Origin of the sequence: Pseudomonas sp. Rh2, from assembly GCF_040762985.1 — a bacterium.
GTDB lineage: Bacteria > Pseudomonadota > Gammaproteobacteria > Pseudomonadales > Pseudomonadaceae > Aquipseudomonas > Aquipseudomonas taiwanensis.
Window position 1 is genome coordinate 5,191,650 of record NZ_CP142890.1, and the last position, 15,804, is coordinate 5,207,453.

Annotated in this window: 12 protein-coding genes; 9 read left to right on the forward strand and 3 right to left on the reverse strand. The window is 64.6% G+C overall.

Annotated elements, in window-relative coordinates; translation table 11 throughout:
• Nucleotides 1–7 precede the first annotated feature (7 nt).
• The 8 genes from VXM67_RS23735 (at nucleotide 8) to VXM67_RS23770 (ending at nucleotide 6,199) form a co-directional block, all read left to right on the forward strand.
• Nucleotides 8–1,360, forward strand: a complete 1,353-nt coding sequence (locus VXM67_RS23735) for a 3-oxoacyl-ACP reductase (RefSeq protein ID WP_023382493.1) — start codon at nucleotides 8–10, stop codon at nucleotides 1,358–1,360.
• A gap of 2 nt (nucleotides 1,361–1,362) precedes the next feature.
• On the forward strand, nucleotides 1,363–2,214 hold the full coding sequence (locus VXM67_RS23740) for a MaoC/PaaZ C-terminal domain-containing protein (protein WP_023382494.1): 852 nt from the start codon (nucleotides 1,363–1,365) through the stop codon (nucleotides 2,212–2,214).
• A 153-nt stretch (nucleotides 2,215–2,367) separates the two neighbouring features.
• Entirely contained in the window at nucleotides 2,368–2,673 is a 306-nt protein-coding gene (locus VXM67_RS23745) for a MazG-like family protein (RefSeq protein ID WP_023382495.1), read from the forward strand.
• Complete coding sequence (locus tag VXM67_RS23750; RefSeq protein WP_023382496.1) at nucleotides 2,670–3,419, forward strand: methyltransferase domain-containing protein; 750 nt, start codon at nucleotides 2,670–2,672, stop codon at nucleotides 3,417–3,419. The genes VXM67_RS23745 and VXM67_RS23750 overlap by 4 nt, the downstream gene beginning before the upstream one ends.
• Before the next feature lie 22 nt (nucleotides 3,420–3,441).
• On the forward strand, nucleotides 3,442–4,074 hold the full coding sequence (locus tag VXM67_RS23755; protein WP_367237411.1) for a DUF4136 domain-containing protein: 633 nt from the start codon (nucleotides 3,442–3,444) through the stop codon (nucleotides 4,072–4,074).
• 19 nt (nucleotides 4,075–4,093) lie between these two features.
• Entirely contained in the window at nucleotides 4,094–4,663 is a 570-nt protein-coding gene (locus VXM67_RS23760) for a DUF4136 domain-containing protein (protein WP_023382498.1), read from the forward strand.
• Between the two features lie 168 nt (nucleotides 4,664–4,831).
• Nucleotides 4,832–5,302 (forward strand): prepilin peptidase, encoded by a 471-nt coding sequence (locus VXM67_RS23765; protein ID WP_104883264.1) that lies wholly within the window; start codon nucleotides 4,832–4,834, stop codon nucleotides 5,300–5,302.
• A gap of 120 nt (nucleotides 5,303–5,422) precedes the next feature.
• Nucleotides 5,423–6,199 carry a response regulator transcription factor gene (locus tag VXM67_RS23770; RefSeq protein WP_027907504.1) on the forward strand — a complete coding sequence of 259 codons (777 nt, stop codon included), beginning with the start codon at nucleotides 5,423–5,425 and terminating at the stop codon, nucleotides 6,197–6,199.
• A 21-nt stretch (nucleotides 6,200–6,220) separates the two neighbouring features.
• On the opposite strand, the gene VXM67_RS23775 is transcribed toward VXM67_RS23770, so the two are convergent.
• Nucleotides 6,221–7,891 carry a ShlB/FhaC/HecB family hemolysin secretion/activation protein gene (locus VXM67_RS23775; RefSeq protein WP_027907503.1) on the reverse strand — a complete coding sequence of 557 codons (1,671 nt, stop codon included), beginning with the start codon at nucleotides 7,889–7,891 and terminating at the stop codon, nucleotides 6,221–6,223.
• A 91-nt stretch (nucleotides 7,892–7,982) separates the two neighbouring features.
• On the reverse strand, nucleotides 7,983–10,337 hold the full coding sequence (pbpC, locus tag VXM67_RS23780) for a peptidoglycan glycosyltransferase PbpC (RefSeq protein ID WP_027907502.1): 2,355 nt from the start codon (nucleotides 10,335–10,337) through the stop codon (nucleotides 7,983–7,985).
• Between the two features lie 77 nt (nucleotides 10,338–10,414).
• On the opposite strand from pbpC, the gene VXM67_RS23785 reads away from it, so the two are divergent.
• Complete coding sequence (locus tag VXM67_RS23785; protein WP_023382503.1) at nucleotides 10,415–10,708, forward strand: hypothetical protein; 294 nt, start codon at nucleotides 10,415–10,417, stop codon at nucleotides 10,706–10,708.
• A 70-nt stretch (nucleotides 10,709–10,778) separates the two neighbouring features.
• Here VXM67_RS23785 and VXM67_RS23790 read toward each other — a convergent pair whose 3' ends face one another.
• A complete protein-coding gene (locus VXM67_RS23790; protein ID WP_104881216.1) occupies nucleotides 10,779–15,680 on the reverse strand; it encodes an alpha-2-macroglobulin in 4,902 nt (1,633 codons plus the stop codon).
• Nucleotides 15,681–15,804: the final 124 nt, after the last annotated feature.

The following is a 15,804-nucleotide window of genomic DNA, read 5'->3' on the forward strand; positions in this document are numbered from 1 at the left end:
CCCGCACATGAGTGATCGCTATCTAGGCTTCGCCAACTCCAACCTCGGTCGACGCCTCGTGGATGCCTTGGGCCTGCCCCACCCCGCGCCCCTGGAGCGCTGGCAACCCGGCCGCCTGCGCCCGGTCGAAGGCGCATTGGTGCTCGGCGGTGGTCCGCTGGCGAACCAGGTCGAGTCTATCGCCCCGCGCCTGACCGACGATTTCTATAGCTTCAATGGCGAAGACCTGCAGGCACCCGCCTGGGTCGCCGGCCTTGGGCCAAAGTTGAAGGCTGTGGTGTTCGATGCCAGTCATCTGTCCGACAGCGACGGGCTGAAGCAGTTGCGTGAGTTCTTCCAGCCGCTGCTGCGCAGCCTGGCCTCCTGTGCCCATGTAGTGATCCTCGGGCGTGCGCCGGAAAGCCTCGACGACCCGATGGCCAGCGTCGCACAACGCGCCTTGGAGGGCTTCAGCCGCTCGTTGGCCAAAGAGCTGCGCAACGGCGCCACTGCACAATTGCTGTACGTGGCCCCCGGAGCACAAGATCAACTTGAAGGGGCCCTGCGCTTCTTCCTTTCGCCCAAGAGTGCATTCATCTCCGGTCAGGTACTGCGTCTTGAGCCCTGCGCCAGCCAGGTCCAGGACTGGACGCGGCCTCTAGGTGGGCGCCGGGCCCTGGTCACCGGGGCCGCACGCGGGATTGGCGCAGCCATCGCCGAAACCCTCGCGCGCGACGGCGCAGAAGTCGTGCTGCTGGATGTGCCCCAGGCCCAGAAGGACCTCGACGCCCTGGCCGCACGGCTCGGCGGCAAGGCGCTGGGCCTGGACATCTGCGCCAGCGATGCCGCTGCGCGATTGCTTGAAGCCTTGCCCGGCGGAATCGATATCGTCGTGCACAACGCCGGTATCACCCGCGACAAGACCCTGGCCAACATGACGCCGGAATACTGGGACGCAGTACTGGCGGTCAACCTCAAGGCCCCGCAGGTACTGACTCAGGCGCTGTATGACGCCGGCGCCCTGGGCGAAGAGGCTCGCATCACGCTGCTGGCGTCGGTCAGCGGTATCGCCGGCAACCGTGGCCAGTCCAACTATGCAGCAAGCAAGGCCGGGCTGATCGGGCTTGCCCAGGCCTGGGCGCCGAAGCTCGCCGAGCGAGGCGCCAGCATCAATGCCGTGGCCCCCGGTTTCATCGAAACCCATATGACCGCCGCCATGCCCATGGGGCTTCGCGAAGCCGGCCGACGCCTGAGCTCCCTGGGCCAGGGCGGGCGTCCACAAGATGTCGCCGAGGCGATTGCCTGGCTCAGCCAGCCTGGCTCCGGAGCGATCAATGGCCAGGTGCTTCGGGTTTGCGGCCAGGCGCTGATGGGAGCGTGAACATGGATCGACAGTGGCACGACCTGCACAGTCCAGACGCGCGCGCCAGCCTCTATCTGCGCGCGGCGAGCAAGCGCAAGATCAGCGGCGACACGCTTCCGGCCACGGGCTTGCGTTGTTTCCTTCATGTACAGCACGACAACCTGGCGGCCTACCGCCGGCTCTGCCACTTCCCCGATGACGGCCGCTTGCCGGGTACCTACCCGCACATCATGGCGTTCACCCTGCAACTGCAGTTGCTGACCGCCCATGACTTTCCCTTCCCGCTGCTGGGGCTGGTGCATGTGCACAACCGCATCGACGTGTTGCGGCCGCTTGGCGGCATCGACGGTCTGCGGTTTGCCGTTCACGCCGAGAACCTTCAGCCGCACGCCAAAGGCGGCACCTTCGACCTGATCACCGAGGCCGAAGACAGTCTCGGCCTGCTATGGCGCGAAACCAGCCGCATGCTGGTACGCGGCTTGCGCCTCGATGGGCAGCCCGAAGAAGCACCTGCCCCCGACACCGCCCCATTGCCAGAAGCCACCCGCTGGTACGCCGACAGCGACATCGGCCGGCGATATGCCAGGGTCTGCGGCGATTACAATCCGATCCACCTCAGCGCTGCCAGTGCGCGCCTGTTCGGCTTCCCCAAGGCCATCGCCCATGGCATGTGGAGCAAGGCCATGGCCCTGGCGGCACTGCGTACGCACCTGCCCAGCAGCGGCTACCGCTTCGAGGTGGATTTCTTGAAACCGGTACGGTTGCCGTCCGAGGTGGTGCTCAGTGCCAGTGAAGCGGGGGCAAGCGGTGAACTGCGGCTAGACGGGCATGGCGATCTGCTGCACATGGTCGGGTGCTGGGCGCCACGGTAGGAGCAAACCCCATGGCAAGGTTGCGAGAGGGCCGCACAGCGGCTCCCGCGCCCGGCGTCACTGCATCAATGACAGGTCGAGGCTGGAAGCCTCCCGAATCCACTTGCTTTGCACCGGGCCTCCACCGAAGCTATGCAGCATTAGGAGACCCCGATGAACCTGCAAGAACTCACCGAACGCCTGCACCAGATTCGCGACAACAACGACTGGCGCGGCTTCCACAGCCCGAAGAACCTGGCCATGGCCGCCAGCGTGGAAATGGCCGAACTGGTGGAAATCTTCCAGTGGCTGAGCGAAGACCAATCACGCCAACTGCCCGCGGACAAACTCGCCCACGCCGGCCAGGAAGTGGGCGACGTGGTTCTCTATCTGTTGCTGCTGTGCAGCGAACTGGGCCTGGACATGGAACAGGTGGTGCGCGCCAAGCTGGCCGACAGCGAGAGGCGCTTCGCCAAATGAACGACCGTCACTTCGATGAGCTCGCCACGCGTTTTGCCGAAAAGATCTACGGCGGCGCCAAAGGTGCGATTCGCCTGGCCGTGCTCCAGGCCGACCTGGCCGACGCCCTGCCCGACCGCCCGCTGCGGGTGCTCGACATCGGCGCAGGCCTTGGCCACATGGCACTGTGGCTGGCCCAACGCGGCCACCACCTTACCCTGGCCGAACCCGCCGCCCCGATGCTCGAAGGCGCCCAGGCGCGTTTTGCCGAAGCCGGGCAACAAGCCACCTTCATCCAGGCCCCCTGGCAAGACCTGCTGGGCCAATTGACCGAGCCTTACGACCTGGTGCTGTGCCACGCGGTGCTCGAATGGCTGGCCGAACCCGAAAGCATCCTGCCGGTACTGCACCAGTTGACCGCCCCAGGCGGCTGGTTGTCGCTGGCGTTCTACAACCGTGATGCGCTGGTCTACCGCAACCTGCTCAAAGGCCATTTCCGCAAGTTGCGCAGCAACAGATTGCAAGGTGAAAAGCAGAGCCTGACGCCGCAGAAACCACTTGATCCCCGTGAGCTCAAGGTTCACCTTGATCCTGTGTGGCAGGTAGAAAGTGAAAGTGGTGTCAGGGTGTTCCACGACTACATGCCCAAGGAATTCCAGGACAAGGCCGAGCTGCTGGACCTTCTGGAAATGGAACTGGCCCACCGTCGTCACCCAGCCTTTGCCGGCTTGGGCCGTTACCTGCACTGGATCTGCCGCCCCCGCTGACCCCGCCCGCCGGGAGGACTACATGCCGTATCGCTTGCTGTGCCTGGCCTTGCTGCCGTTAGCCCTGGCCGCCTGCCAGGGTGCCAACCCGTATGTCGCCAGCAGCCGCCCGCTGCCCCCCGCACCACCCCAGGCCGCAACGACCTACGATGCCAGTGCCTACCCGGCACCGACACGGGACTACGGGCATTACCGCAGCTGGAGCTGGCGCAACGGCCAATTGCCCAGCAGCAGTGCCAACGCCGACCCCAGCCAACTGGCCGACGCTGTCAGCGGTGCCCTCGACCAGCACGGGCTACGCCCGGCCAGAGGTGGTACCGGCGACTTGCTGGTGAGCGCCGACATCCGGCTGGAACGGCGCCTGCGCCAGGTTCGCGATTACGACTATGACCCCTACTACGGCCCCTACCCCTATAGCGGCGTCGGCTTCGGCGGTTACCGCAATGGCTATGGGGCCTATGGCAGCGTGCCCATCGTGCGCACCTACGAGGTCGAGGTGATGGTGGTACGCATCGACCTGTTCGACGCCCGCAACGGCCAGCCCGTCTGGAGCGCCAGCGCCGAAAGCGGCAGCGACCAGGACTCACCACGTGATCGCGAGCAAGCCCTGCGCGAATCGGTGCACAAGGCGCTCAGCGGCTATCCTCCTAGTTAACGTTCAACGGAGAACCATCATGTTGCGCCGTCTCGTTGTGCTGTCATTCGCGCTGTTGCTCGCCGCTTGTGCAAGCAACAACGTCCAACAGGATTTCGACGCGAGCCGCGATTTTGCTGCCTATCGCAGCTGGGCATGGCAAGAGCCAGGCTTGCAGTACCGACCCGATGACCCTCGCATCAAGAGCGACCTGACCGAGCAGCGCATCCGTCAGGCAGTTGCCAGCGAGCTGGATCAACGTGGTCTGCGTCCTGCGCAGGGCAGCGCCCGGCCTGATCTGAAGGTCCAGGCCTACCTGATCGTCGAGCAACGCCAGCAACAGATCACCACCAACTATGGCGGCGGCTGGGGTGGTTACTGGGGAGGCTATTGGGGTGGCCCGATGTACAACGAGACCCGCAGCGTCGACTACAAGGTGGCCACCCTCCAAGTCGACATGTTCGATGGCCACGATGGCAAGCTGGTGTGGCGCGGCAGTGCCGAACAAATCATGAACAACTACCCACCAAGCCCCGAGGAACGCAACTCCGCGATCCAGAAGACCATTTCCCAGGTGCTGAGCAAGTACCCACCGGGTAGCAAGCAATAAGACTGCGCCGGCCTCGACATCCGTGACCGCCTCACTGTGCGTGGACGGTCATGGATGAAACCTTTTTTCCCTCACGCCACGCCCGTTCGTCGGATTCCGTCTACCCTGACTATTGAAACCTGACTGCCTGGATAGATCAGTTCAACGAATAGGGATGGCGACCTGCCCATGCAAAGCATTGTTCTCCTGATGTGGCTTGCCTTGTGCGCCGAACAAGATGTCCGCGAACGGCAGATCTCCAACATGCTTACCCTGGGTGTGGCCGCTTGTGCCCTGGTGTGGCTGTTCGCAACCGGACACAGCTGGATCGGCGCCGACGCCAGCGATGCCGGCTGGGCGCTGGCCATCGTCATGCTGCTTACCCTGCCCGGCTACATGCTCGGCCGCTTCGGCGCTGATGACGTCAAGTTGATGGGCGCCCTGGCGCTGGCCACCAGCTACCAGTATGTACTCGGCACCTTCATTGGTGCCGGGATCAGCGTCCTGATGTGGTTGCTCGCCCGGCGACGCTTGTGGACCCTGATGAATCCGAAGGTCAAGAAACGACTGCAAGCGCTGACTGAGCAAATGGGCGACAAGCAAGCGTTCGTGCCTTACGTGCTGGCCGGCTTCATGCTCACTGCCGTATGGATCCAATAGTCATTTCCATGGTCCGAAGTGTTGTACAAAACTTGTACAAAGTTGGGAAGTAGGACTACTTTTCTAACTGCCAGAGCGTCTGGCCCGGGAGCAGGGCCAATTACGAACAGGGAGTTGATCGTGAGCAAGCCAACGAGTGAGGTAAAGGTGCTGGTTGTCGATGACCAGCAGTTGATCGTCGAACAGTTGTGTGAATTCCTCGAAAGCCATGGCCATCGCTGCGTGCCGGCTTTTTCAACCGACCAGGCCATCGAATGCTACGTGGCGGACCAAGCCATTGGCCTTGTGCTGTGCGACCTGCACATGCCCAAACGCGATGGCATCGAGTTGGTTCACGCACTCAAGGAAGTCGCCGGACGTGAGCGTCTGTTCGAGGCGATCATGCTGACCGGGCGAGCCGAGAAACAGGATGTGGTCCGCGCGCTGCGCGAAGGTTTTGCCGACTACTACCAAAAACCCGTGGACCTCGATGAGTTGCTCGAAGGTGTACGCCGCCAGGAGCAATCGTTACTCGAACGCCAGAACAACTTCCGCGACCTGGGCAGCCTGAACCGACGCCTGCAGGAGCTGGCCGAATCGATCGACGAACTTTACCAAGACCTGGAAAAAGCCCGCGGCCAGGGCGTGCACCGTCGAGCCAGCGATGCCGAGGAAAACGAAGCCGAGCTGCCAGCTGCCTTCGAGAAGCTTTCGCCACGCCAGCTGGAAGTGGCCCGCCTGGTGAGCAAGGGTAAGACCAACTACCAGATCGCCTGCGAGCTCGGTATCACCGAGAACACCGTGAAGCTCTATGTATCCCAGGTACTGCGCCTGACCCATATGCACAACCGCACCCAGCTGGCGTTGGCCCTGACGCCTAGTTCGTCTCCTGTGCACCAGCGATTCACCACGCACTGAGGGCATCGAAACCGGCCAGGCTCAGGGCTGGAAGCTGAAGGTCAGGGTCCAACGCGGCCCGCGATCGAGACTGTCCAGCGCCACATCCGCCAACGGCTTGGCCACTTCCAGCGCGACACTGCCACGGCGACCGTCACCCAGGCGCACACCCAGTGCCACAGCGCTCAGCGTTGAATCCTCGAGGTGCCCGCTGTTGTACCAGGCACGCGCGCTGTCGAGCACACCATAGGGTTGCACCTGGCGGAGCAGCGCACCATCGAGCTGAAAGCTGTAGTTCAGCTCGTAGGCCATGCCCCAGCCCCTGTCGCCCGCCGCCTGGTCCCGAGGGTAACCCCTGCCGAAATTCTGTCCGCCGAACACCGCCCTTTCGCTGTCGGGCAGCCGGTCATCGCTCCAGTACAACGCCCCAGAAAGCACACCCTGCCAGTTGTCCATCAGCCGATCGCTTTGCAGCCCCGCGACGCGCATACGCAAGAAGTTGAGGTCGTAGTCGCCATCGCTATGGCCCCCCAGATAATCCAGGCCTTGGTAGACCCCTGCAGTGACGATCCGCAATCGACGCGGGTCGGCATGGCGCCAGTCGCCGCCGAACGACAAGGCCCGTAGCGAGGTCGCGTTGTTTCGAGAAGGCACGCCCTGCCCTGGCCGGTCTTCGATGTGCTCGCTGACGGCATAGAAATGCCCAGCCACCGTCATCCACTCATCCGCCGCGACGATCACCGGCTGACGCAGCCCTACTGCGTAGCGATCGCTCTCCCGGCGTTGCGTCATGGTCCGGCCATGGTCCAGGCGAACGCGTGTATTCGGCTCGCTACGGTAGCGCGTGGCAGACACCAGCAGTTGGCTGCCTTCGGCATCGAGGTACTGGCTGTACTCCAGATGCTGGTATCGGGTCTGCTCGTCGCCTTTGGGCTGGATGACGCTGGCCGCGACGCGTTCGGCAAAGCGGGTCTGCGATCGGCTGGAAACCCTGAGCAATGCTTGCGGCTCGTCACGGTTGCCATCGCTAAGGGTCAACGCCGCGTCGAAGGGCCTGCGCCGGGCACGAACGGTCAATTGGGTCGCACCGTCCGCTTGATCGGTGGCAGGCAGTTCGGCCTCGATGGACACACCGGGCATCCGCTCGGCCAGGCCGAGGTAACGGTCGAGGGTCTTGCCGGTCAAGGGGCGCTCGGCCTTGAGCCGCGTCAGCAACTGCTCGAGGTAGGCGGCGGCAGGTCCGATATCGCCTACCAGCCGGTAGTCGCGGATATAGCCCTCGACCAGCACCACCTGCACCCGGCCTTCGCTGACGTCCTGGGGCGGTAGGTATGCGTAGGACAGCAGGTAGCCGTCACCCCGATAACGCTCAGTCAGGCGATCGGTGAACTGTTGCAGTTCGCCGAAGGTGGTTTGCCGCCCCATCAGCGGCTGGAAATGCTCGCGCAGTTCACTGAGCGGGTAGACGGTCCCCCCTTCGAAACGCACCTTGTGCAGCATCAGCGGAGTATTCGTCGGCAGCGATGCGCGTTGCTTGGCGAGCGGAGCCCACACCCGCAGCCCAGGTGCCAAGGGGCGATAAACATCCAGCGGCAGGTTGGCGGCGGGCAGGCGGCGCTCATTTTCGTGGCCGTCGAGAAAGCCAGGCAACGGCTCGGCATGAGCCAGGTTGGCCCAAGACAGCAGCAACAGGGGCACGACCAGAGGACGCATAGGACACTCCATGATCCCTTGGGTACCAGGGCGCCAGCCGGTCACCCCAGTCACTTGCAAGCGTAGGTGCTGGACCTGCAAACGTCGACCGTCACTCGTTGACCTCAAATGCCACCCGCGCGGTCTCGCCGCTTTCGTCCAGGGCGCTCAGCTCGATCTGTCCGGCCTTGTCGAAACGCACCAGCAAGCTGTTCTGCCCCTCGGTCTCGCCCAAGGGCTGGCCGTTGAGGAACCACCAGCGGCGCCCGCCTCCGCCCAATGCCCAGACATGCAGTTGCAGTGGCTCGCTGCTGGTCGAAGGCCTGCGCAGGTTGTCCCCAGGGCGCACCCCCACGATCGACAACGGCGGCACCCGCGCCGCGAGCTGCGGCGGGCAACCAGGGTCCACGGCTGGCAACCGGGCAGCGCGACGCTCCTGACGCCCCAACCAAGGCTCGAGCGGGGCGGGCCACAGGGCGACCTCTCGCGCCTTGGCACCGGGGCAGGTGCTGTCGACGCGCAGGCCCTGGTCGTTGACCCAGACCGTTTCCCGCAGCCCAAGCCCGATCGGCTGGTCGGCCGCCTGTAAGGTGGGTGGCGTGGTGCCTTCCAGGGTCCAGGCGAAGCGCTGGCGACGGCAGTTGGGGTCTTGCCGCTTCATTGGCTGGCCCAAAGGCCAACAGATCGCCGCCACGCCAACGCTTTGCGGCATCTGCTCCACCGGCGCGGCAATGCCACGTTGGCTGTCGCGATTGCTCAACAGGTCATGAACCTGCAGCATCAGCGGCGCTGCCGAGGCCAGGCCAAACTGCCCAGGCACCGGCGTACCGTCGGGGCGACCGATCCACACACCGATCAGGTAACGCGGCCCTACCCCGATCGACCAGGCATCGCGAAAGCCATAACTGGTCCCGGTCTTCCAGGCCAGCAGCGGCCGTTGGACCAGTTCGGCATGTGGGTCACGGTCAGGGCGGGCCTGGCCGCTGAGAATGCGGCGGATGATCCAGGCCGCCCCCGGCGACAGCAGGCGTCGTTCCACCAGCGGGTCCTGCGGCCGCAGGCGTACCTGGGCACTGTTGCCCGCCCTGGCCAACGCCGCGTAGCCTGCGACCAGGTCTTCCAGGCGACTGCCGGCGCCCCCGAGAATCAGCGACAGGTTGGGCTCTGCCAGGGGCGGCAGCACCAGCGGTATGCCCGCATTTCGCAGCTCCGCCGCAAAGCGTTTGGGGCCGTAGGCTTCAAGCAGTTGCACGGCTGGCAAGTTCAAGGACAGGGCCAGCGCCGAACTGGCTGCCACCGGCCCGCTGAACCCCATCGAGAAATTGCCGGGACGGTAGTCACCATAGCGGCGCGGCACGTCCTGCAGCAGCGACTCGGAATGAATCAGGCCGTCGTCCAGCGCCATGCCGTAGAGAAATGGCTTGAGGGTCGAGCCGGGCGAGCGCAGGGATCGCACCATGTCGACATGGCCGAATCGGCGCTCGTCGGCCAGGTCGATTGAGCCCAGGTAGGCCCTGACGGCCATGGTCTGCGATTCCACCACCAGCACCGCGGCCGAGGTGCGCTCCGGCAGGCGTGCACGCCAGCCTAGCAGCAGGTCTTCCAAACGCCGCTGCAGGTTCGCGTCCAGGGTGGTACGAATGAGCGGCGGACTGTTGGCCGTGTTCAGCCGGCGCGCCAGCAACGGCGCCAGCGCAGGCTCCTGGCGCGGGGCCAGCAACAGGGGCTCCTCGGTAGCCTCCTTGATCTGCAAGGCAGGCCACACGTGATATTCGCCCAGGCGCTGCAGCACTTTGTCCCGCGCCCGCTGGGCACGCGCCGGATGACGGTCCGGGCGCAAACGGCTGGGCGCCTGCGGCAACACCGCCAGCAGCGCCGCCTCGGCAGGGGTCAAATGCATCGGCGACTTGCCCAGGTAAGCCCAACTGGCCGCCGCTACGCCCTGCAAGGTGCCGCCAAATGGAGCACGGTTCAGGTAAAGCTGCAGGATCTCGCGCTTGGACAGGTGCCATTCGAGTTGCCCGGTGCGCCACAGTTGCCGCAGCTTGCCGGCCAGCGTTCGATCATGCGGGTCGAGCAGCCGGGCCACTTGCATCGACAGGGTGCTGCCACCCGAGACCACGCGCCCACCGCGCAGGTTGAGCCAGGCCGCACGGGCCAGGGCCAAGGGGTTGATACCCGGGTGGCTGTAGAACCAACGGTCTTCATAGGTCAGCAGCGCCTGCAGGTATAGCGGCGAAACTTCCTCGGGGCTGACCGGGTAACGCCACACGCCATCGGCATCGGCGAAACGCCACATCGGCGTGCCGTCTTCGGCCAGCACCACCCGTGCCAGATCATCCGCAGGCATGGGCAACGGCCAGAGGCGGTCGGCCAGCCACAACAGGCCCGCCGTCATCGCCAACGCCAAGGCAGAACCGCACAGCAAGCGCCCCGCACGGGTATGCAGGCGGGTTAAGCTTGGCATTGGGAACCGACCTGGCCAGGTGATGGCCAAAGGCTTGGAATCGGTAACCTCGCCGATTCGATCATCAGGAAGCAACTATGCATGTAGAAGGTTTTTTCGAGTGGCTGGGGCAGGCGCTGGGGTCGTTGATCCGCTTCATCGTCGACGCGTTGAGCGGCCTGTTCAACCTGCTGGCCAATGCCGGGGGTAATTTCATAGATGGCCTGGCGCGCACATTGGGCATGGACACCTCGCTGATCAGCATCCTGGCCCTGATCGTTGGCCTGATGCTGCTGTACTCGGCAATCCGCGCCTTCATGCGCGCCTCGATCATCGCTGGGATCATCTGGTTGCTGCTGGGGTTGTGGGTGTTGAGCTGGATCATCCACTGACGTGGGGCCGCTTCGCGGCCCATCGCTAGCTCCCACGGATAACCGCTACCTGTGGGAGCCAGCCCGCATCTCAACGCGCCTTCACAACCATCTCACCCTGCCCATCCCCCACTGCTTGAAGGTTTGGCCGGTACATCGACTCGACCTGCGGCGGCGGCACGCGATAGGTGCCCGGCGTCACGGCCCGCGCCAGGTACAGCAAGTGCGTGGTCCCATAGCTGTCGAGCTTGAGCGCCGCCACGTAGCGATCGTCACGATACTCCTGGTGCACCACGCTGGCGTTCTGCATCGACTCACGCCACTGCTTGACCGCACTGCTGGCGTTGTCCAGGCTCGCCGCGCTCTGCGCCAGGTTCTGGTTTTCCAGCTCCAGGCCCGCAGGCAACAAGTCCGCCACCAGCGCATCCGGCACGGCGGTCTCGGCCTTGAGTGCCAGGTGCACCAGCACCAGGTCACCACTGCGCAGGTTGTGCAGGTCAAGTGCCTGGCCGTTCATGCCCAGGTACTCGCGGCGGATCTGCAGGCCGTTGCCGCCAGCGGCCGGTGCCTGACGCGGATACCCCGACAGCGTCAGTTGCTGGTAGAGCGTTTCGCTGCCTTCGTTCTGCACGCTCAGCGGCGCGGCCAGCAGCGGCCCTTCGAGCTTCATGCCCGATTCGGTGTTGCTGAACACGCGAATCTCGCCCGCGCTGTCCAGGCGCGCCTTCCACTGCCCTTCCGGCTTGTCGAGCAAGCCACGGCCTGCCAGATACAGCGCATTGCGCTCCTGGGTCGAAAGCCAACGGTTGGCGGCCAGTTCGTCCGACAAGGCGAACAGACGCTGGTCGACCTGATTACTGGCCAGTTTGTTCTCCTGCAACAGCGCCAGAATCAGTGCCTGGTCGCGCAATGCGCTGCCGTAGTCAGCCATCCAGCCCTTGCCACGGCTGATGCCTAGGCCGGCCTGCAAGGCCTGATCGGCGCGTGGTTTGTCGCCCATTTTGTCCAGCGCTACCGCCAGTTGCACCAGCGGCAGCCCGGAACGCGCATCGGCCCGTCGTTCGAACAGACTGCGCAATGCGCCCAAGGGTGCCTGCTGGCTGCGCGACAGCACCAGGGCGGCATAGGCCTGCACGGCAAAACGGGTGTGCTCGGCATTGTCGCTGTAATCAACCTCGATCAGGTTGCGCTCCTGCACGTAACGCAACAACCGCTCACTGGCCTTTTTCAGGGACTCGGCCGGGACGCCGTAGCCTTGGTCGCGGGCACGCATCAGGAAGTCGGTGACATAGGCGGTCAGCCAGTACTCCTCCTCACTGTCCGAACTCCACAGGCCGAAGCTGCCGTTGTGGCGTTGCATGCCCAGCAAGTGCTCGATGCCCATCTCGATCTTGCGCTTGCGGACCTCGGCGGCTTCGCCCTTGATGCCCAGGCGCTTGAGACTCTCCGCATCGGCATACAGCGAGGGGTAGAGCCCGCTGGTGGTCTGTTCCAGGCAGCCATAAGGGTAGGCTTCCAGCGCACGAATCTGCTCGGCCAGGTTCAACGGCGGGCGACTCGACAAGGCCAGGCTGGCCTCCAGGCCGGCGGGCTCGAAGGCGGCCAGGTCGCCCTCCGGCAGCGTCCAGGGTTGCTCCTTCAGGGCCACACGGTAGTGCTTGAGCATGGCCGGGTAGGCGGGGCGAACACCCAAGGTCCATTCCCGCTCGAAAGTGTTGGTCGGCTCACCCGGCAGTTGCAGGCCGTTGACGCGCACGGTCACCTTGCCCTGACCGAGGCCTCCCTGGGCCTGGACCGGAATCATCAGCGTGGTGCGCTGACCTTCCGCCAGCGCGACGCTTTGCAGGGCATCCGCTTGCAGGCTTAATTGGCCCTCGGTACGCAGCTCGACACTCAACTGCTGCGCGCGCCCCGACAGGTTGGCCAAGTCCAGCGCCAGGCTGGTGCGATCACCACCGGCCAGGAAGCGCGGCGCCGCCAGTTCGGCAATCAATGGCGCGGCGACCACGGTCTTGCCCTCGGCCATGCCGAAGTGCTCATCGCTCCAGGCTTGAGCCATCAGGCGCAGCTCACCGTTGAAGTCGGGGATCTCGACCGTTGCCTGACCCTCGCCCTTCTCGTCAAGGGTCACCGGCACGCTCTGCTGAGCGACGATGGTCACCGTGGTATTGGGGCGCTTGCCGCCCTTGGCCATGGCCGCATCGCCACCGAATGCCAGGCTCGCCAGACGGCCCTGGCCGGCTTCGATCAACTGCCCGTAGATGTCCAGTTGGTCGGCACCGTAGGCCTTGCGACCGAACAGGCTGGCGAACGGGTCCGGGGTTTTGAAGTCGGTGATGTTGAGGATGCCCACGTCTACCGCGGACAGCAGCACATGCACTTGTTTCGGGTGGCTGCCATCAGCGTTGGCGGCCTTGAGTTTCACGGTCAGTGGCTGTTTCGGCCGCATCTTCTCAGGGGCCTGCAAGGTGACGGCAAGCTTGCGCTCGGCGCGGTCCAGCGGCAGGTGCAGCACGCCCACCGCGCGCTTGGGCGTGGCATTGGCCTTGCGTTCGCCGGGGCGGATCACCAAGGCGCTGACATACAGGTCATGGCGTGCCCACTGCTTGTCGAGTTTCACCTCGAAGGTCTTGCCCTCGGCGGGAACGTCGATCTCCTGCCACCACAGCGGGCCCTCGCTGGACTCGACCATCAAATAACCACTGCCTGGCGCCGGTGGCGTGACGGTGACATTGGCCGTGGCACCATCGGCGTACGAAGGCTTGTCCAGCGCCAACTTGACCTGGTCCGGACGCACAGCGCCGCCTTCGGCGTTGTCCTGGGCGCGATAACCGGCCCAGAAGCGTTCGCTGGAAACCAGTCCGGTTTCCGGGTCTTCCACTTCCACGCGATACGGCCCCCACTCGACCTGGAAGGTCAGCTTGGCCGTGGAGCCTGCCTTGACGCTGAGCGTTTCCTCGCTTTGCGTGAGGAATTTCTCGTTGTAGTTGTAACTCCAGCCATCACTCTGCGAATAGTTCCAGTAGTAGTCGCGGCGCTCGCGAATCAGCCTGACCTTGAGGTCGTTCGCCGCCAGCTTGTTGCCGTCCCGGTCCGCCACCAGGAACTCGAATTCCACCGGGCCATCGCTGTCGGTCTCGTCACCGTCGAACAGGCCACGCAGGCCCGGCAAACGCTCGGCAGGCCAGATCGGCTGTTCCAGACGCCGGGTGATCGGTCGGCCGCCGGACTCCTGCAGGCTGGCCTGCACGGTCAGTTGCAGCGGCGAACGGGCCTCGGCCCAGCGGCTTTCGATGTCGACCACCGCTTTACCGGCCTGGTCGAGGGTCACTTCATCGAGCTCCAGGTCCTGGTTCAGCTCGGTCTCGGTCACCGAGCCGAACTGGTAGCCCGGCAAGGCGGGTACGGCTTCTCGCAGCGGGCGGACATAGGCCTGACCACTCAGGCGATTGCCGGCAGCCGGGGCGCCATAAAGGTAGCGGCCATTGACCTGGATACGCGCATCCTGCTCTGGTGCGAGCGGCTGACTGCTGCCCTTGAGCTCCAGTGCCAGGCGCTCGGGCAGGAAGTCTTCGACCAGGAACTCATACACCTGCTTGCGCCCGCCGCCGAGGTCGAGCAGCAACTGCCAACGGCCCGTCGGAGCTTCGGTGGCCAGTTGCAATTGGTACTGGTAAAGACCGTTGGCGTCAGCCTCCCAGACGAACTTGCGGCTCACCTGCTCATCGGGGCGACGGACCTCCACGCTGACCGGCTGGGCCTTGACCGGCTTGCCATCCTGATCGCGCAACAGGCCATTGAGCAGCACCGTTTCGCCAGGGCGATACAGGTCTCGCGGGCCGAAGATGAAGAACTGCAGCGGGTTGGCCTGGGGCCCGGTGATGTCGAACTCGGCCAGGTCCAGCGCCGCCGTGTTCAGGCGCAGCAGCGTGGTGTGCACGCCCTGGGTGGCAATCAGGGTGTCGGCCTTGGCGGTGATGGGCAGTTGGGCATGACCCTGGCTATCTGTCTTGGCCTGGGCCAGCAGCTTGCCCTTGTCATCGTGCAGTTCGAGGTTGACGTCTTTCAACGCCTTGCCGCCTTCCAGCGCCTGGGCGAATACATCCAGGCGGTCGTGGTAGCGATGGGCGGATACGCCGATGTCGCTGAGGGTGAACAACGTTGCCGGTTGCGAATAGTCGTAGGTGCCCGAGGCACGCATCACGGCCAGGTACACGCCCGGCTCCTGCAGCGGCTTGATACCGGCAATCGGCAGCAGCATGGTCTCGCGGGTGTTGCGCGCAGGGTTGAGGTCGAAACGGCCGCTGTAGACCAGCTCAGCCATCTCCAGGGTTTCCTTGGACTGGTAGTAGTACAGGCTGCTGTTGCGACCCCAGTTGACCAGGAAGCTGGAGAGCATGTCCGGCTTGATGCGGAAGAATTCGACATCGACCTTGTTGACGTTCAGGGCGATGACCGGCAGGCCTTCGGCCAGGCGCGTCGGCAGCAGCGAGCCGCGGCTGGCGAAGCCCACGGTGGGCTGCATGTCGCGGGTTTCCAGGCGGCTCACCGACTCGCTGTCCAGCGTCTTGCCGTTCACCGCCAGCAGGCTTTTGTCGATGGTCAGCACCAGCTTGCGCTGTGGCTCAAGATGGCGCAGGCGCAGTTCCATCTGGTTGTCGGAGAGCTCCCAGGCGCCATCGACCTTGCCTTTGACCGTATCCACCAGGTGCAACGTGTTGGCGAAGTCCTGCTTGGCATCCAGTGGCACCGAGAAGCTCACCGACAAGGTAGCGGCTCCGTCGAGCTGGACTTCGGAGACGTCCAGCACGCTCAGCTCGCGGCCCTCGTAACGTTTGGCGAGCACAGCCGGGTCTTCGCGTTTGGGTGCCGCCGCCTCGACCGCCGCGCTCGCGGCAGGAGACTCGGTCGGCTTGGTTTTTTCCGGCGAGGCGCCGTCACAAGCACTGAGCAACGCCAGCGCGCAGGCCAGCAACAATCCTTTGTTGAACATGGAGTGGGAACTCTTTGGCAGCGTGTACGTAAGGGCAGCAACTATAGCGCAATGGCAGCAGGGACACCTGAGGTCGAGCGTATTGGCTGGCTGGCCGTTACACTGTTGCCCTCAGAAAAGCGCG

Bases quoted from the DNA above. Each gene is read 5' to 3' on its own strand.
- VXM67_RS23765 (WP_104883264.1), top strand. From the start codon at position 4,832: ATGCAAAGCATTGTTCTCCTGATGTGGCTTGCCTTGTGCGCCGAACAA.
- VXM67_RS23745 (WP_023382495.1), top strand. From the start codon at position 2,368: ATGAACCTGCAAGAACTCACCGAACGCCTGCACCAGATTCGCGACAAC.
- VXM67_RS23735 (WP_023382493.1), top strand. From the start codon at position 8: ATGAGTGATCGCTATCTAGGCTTCGCCAACTCCAACCTCGGTCGACGC.
- pbpC (WP_027907502.1), bottom strand. From the start codon at position 10,337: ATGCCAAGCTTAACCCGCCTGCATACCCGTGCGGGGCGCTTGCTGTGC.
- VXM67_RS23775 (WP_027907503.1), bottom strand. From the start codon at position 7,891: ATGCGTCCTCTGGTCGTGCCCCTGTTGCTGCTGTCTTGGGCCAACCTG.
- VXM67_RS23755 (WP_367237411.1), top strand. From the start codon at position 3,442: ATGCCGTATCGCTTGCTGTGCCTGGCCTTGCTGCCGTTAGCCCTGGCC.
- VXM67_RS23790 (WP_104881216.1), bottom strand. From the start codon at position 15,680: ATGTTCAACAAAGGATTGTTGCTGGCCTGCGCGCTGGCGTTGCTCAGT.
- VXM67_RS23740 (WP_023382494.1), top strand. From the start codon at position 1,363: ATGGATCGACAGTGGCACGACCTGCACAGTCCAGACGCGCGCGCCAGC.
- VXM67_RS23760 (WP_023382498.1), top strand. From the start codon at position 4,094: ATGTTGCGCCGTCTCGTTGTGCTGTCATTCGCGCTGTTGCTCGCCGCT.
- VXM67_RS23750 (WP_023382496.1), top strand. From the start codon at position 2,670: ATGAACGACCGTCACTTCGATGAGCTCGCCACGCGTTTTGCCGAAAAG.
- VXM67_RS23785 (WP_023382503.1), top strand. From the start codon at position 10,415: ATGCATGTAGAAGGTTTTTTCGAGTGGCTGGGGCAGGCGCTGGGGTCG.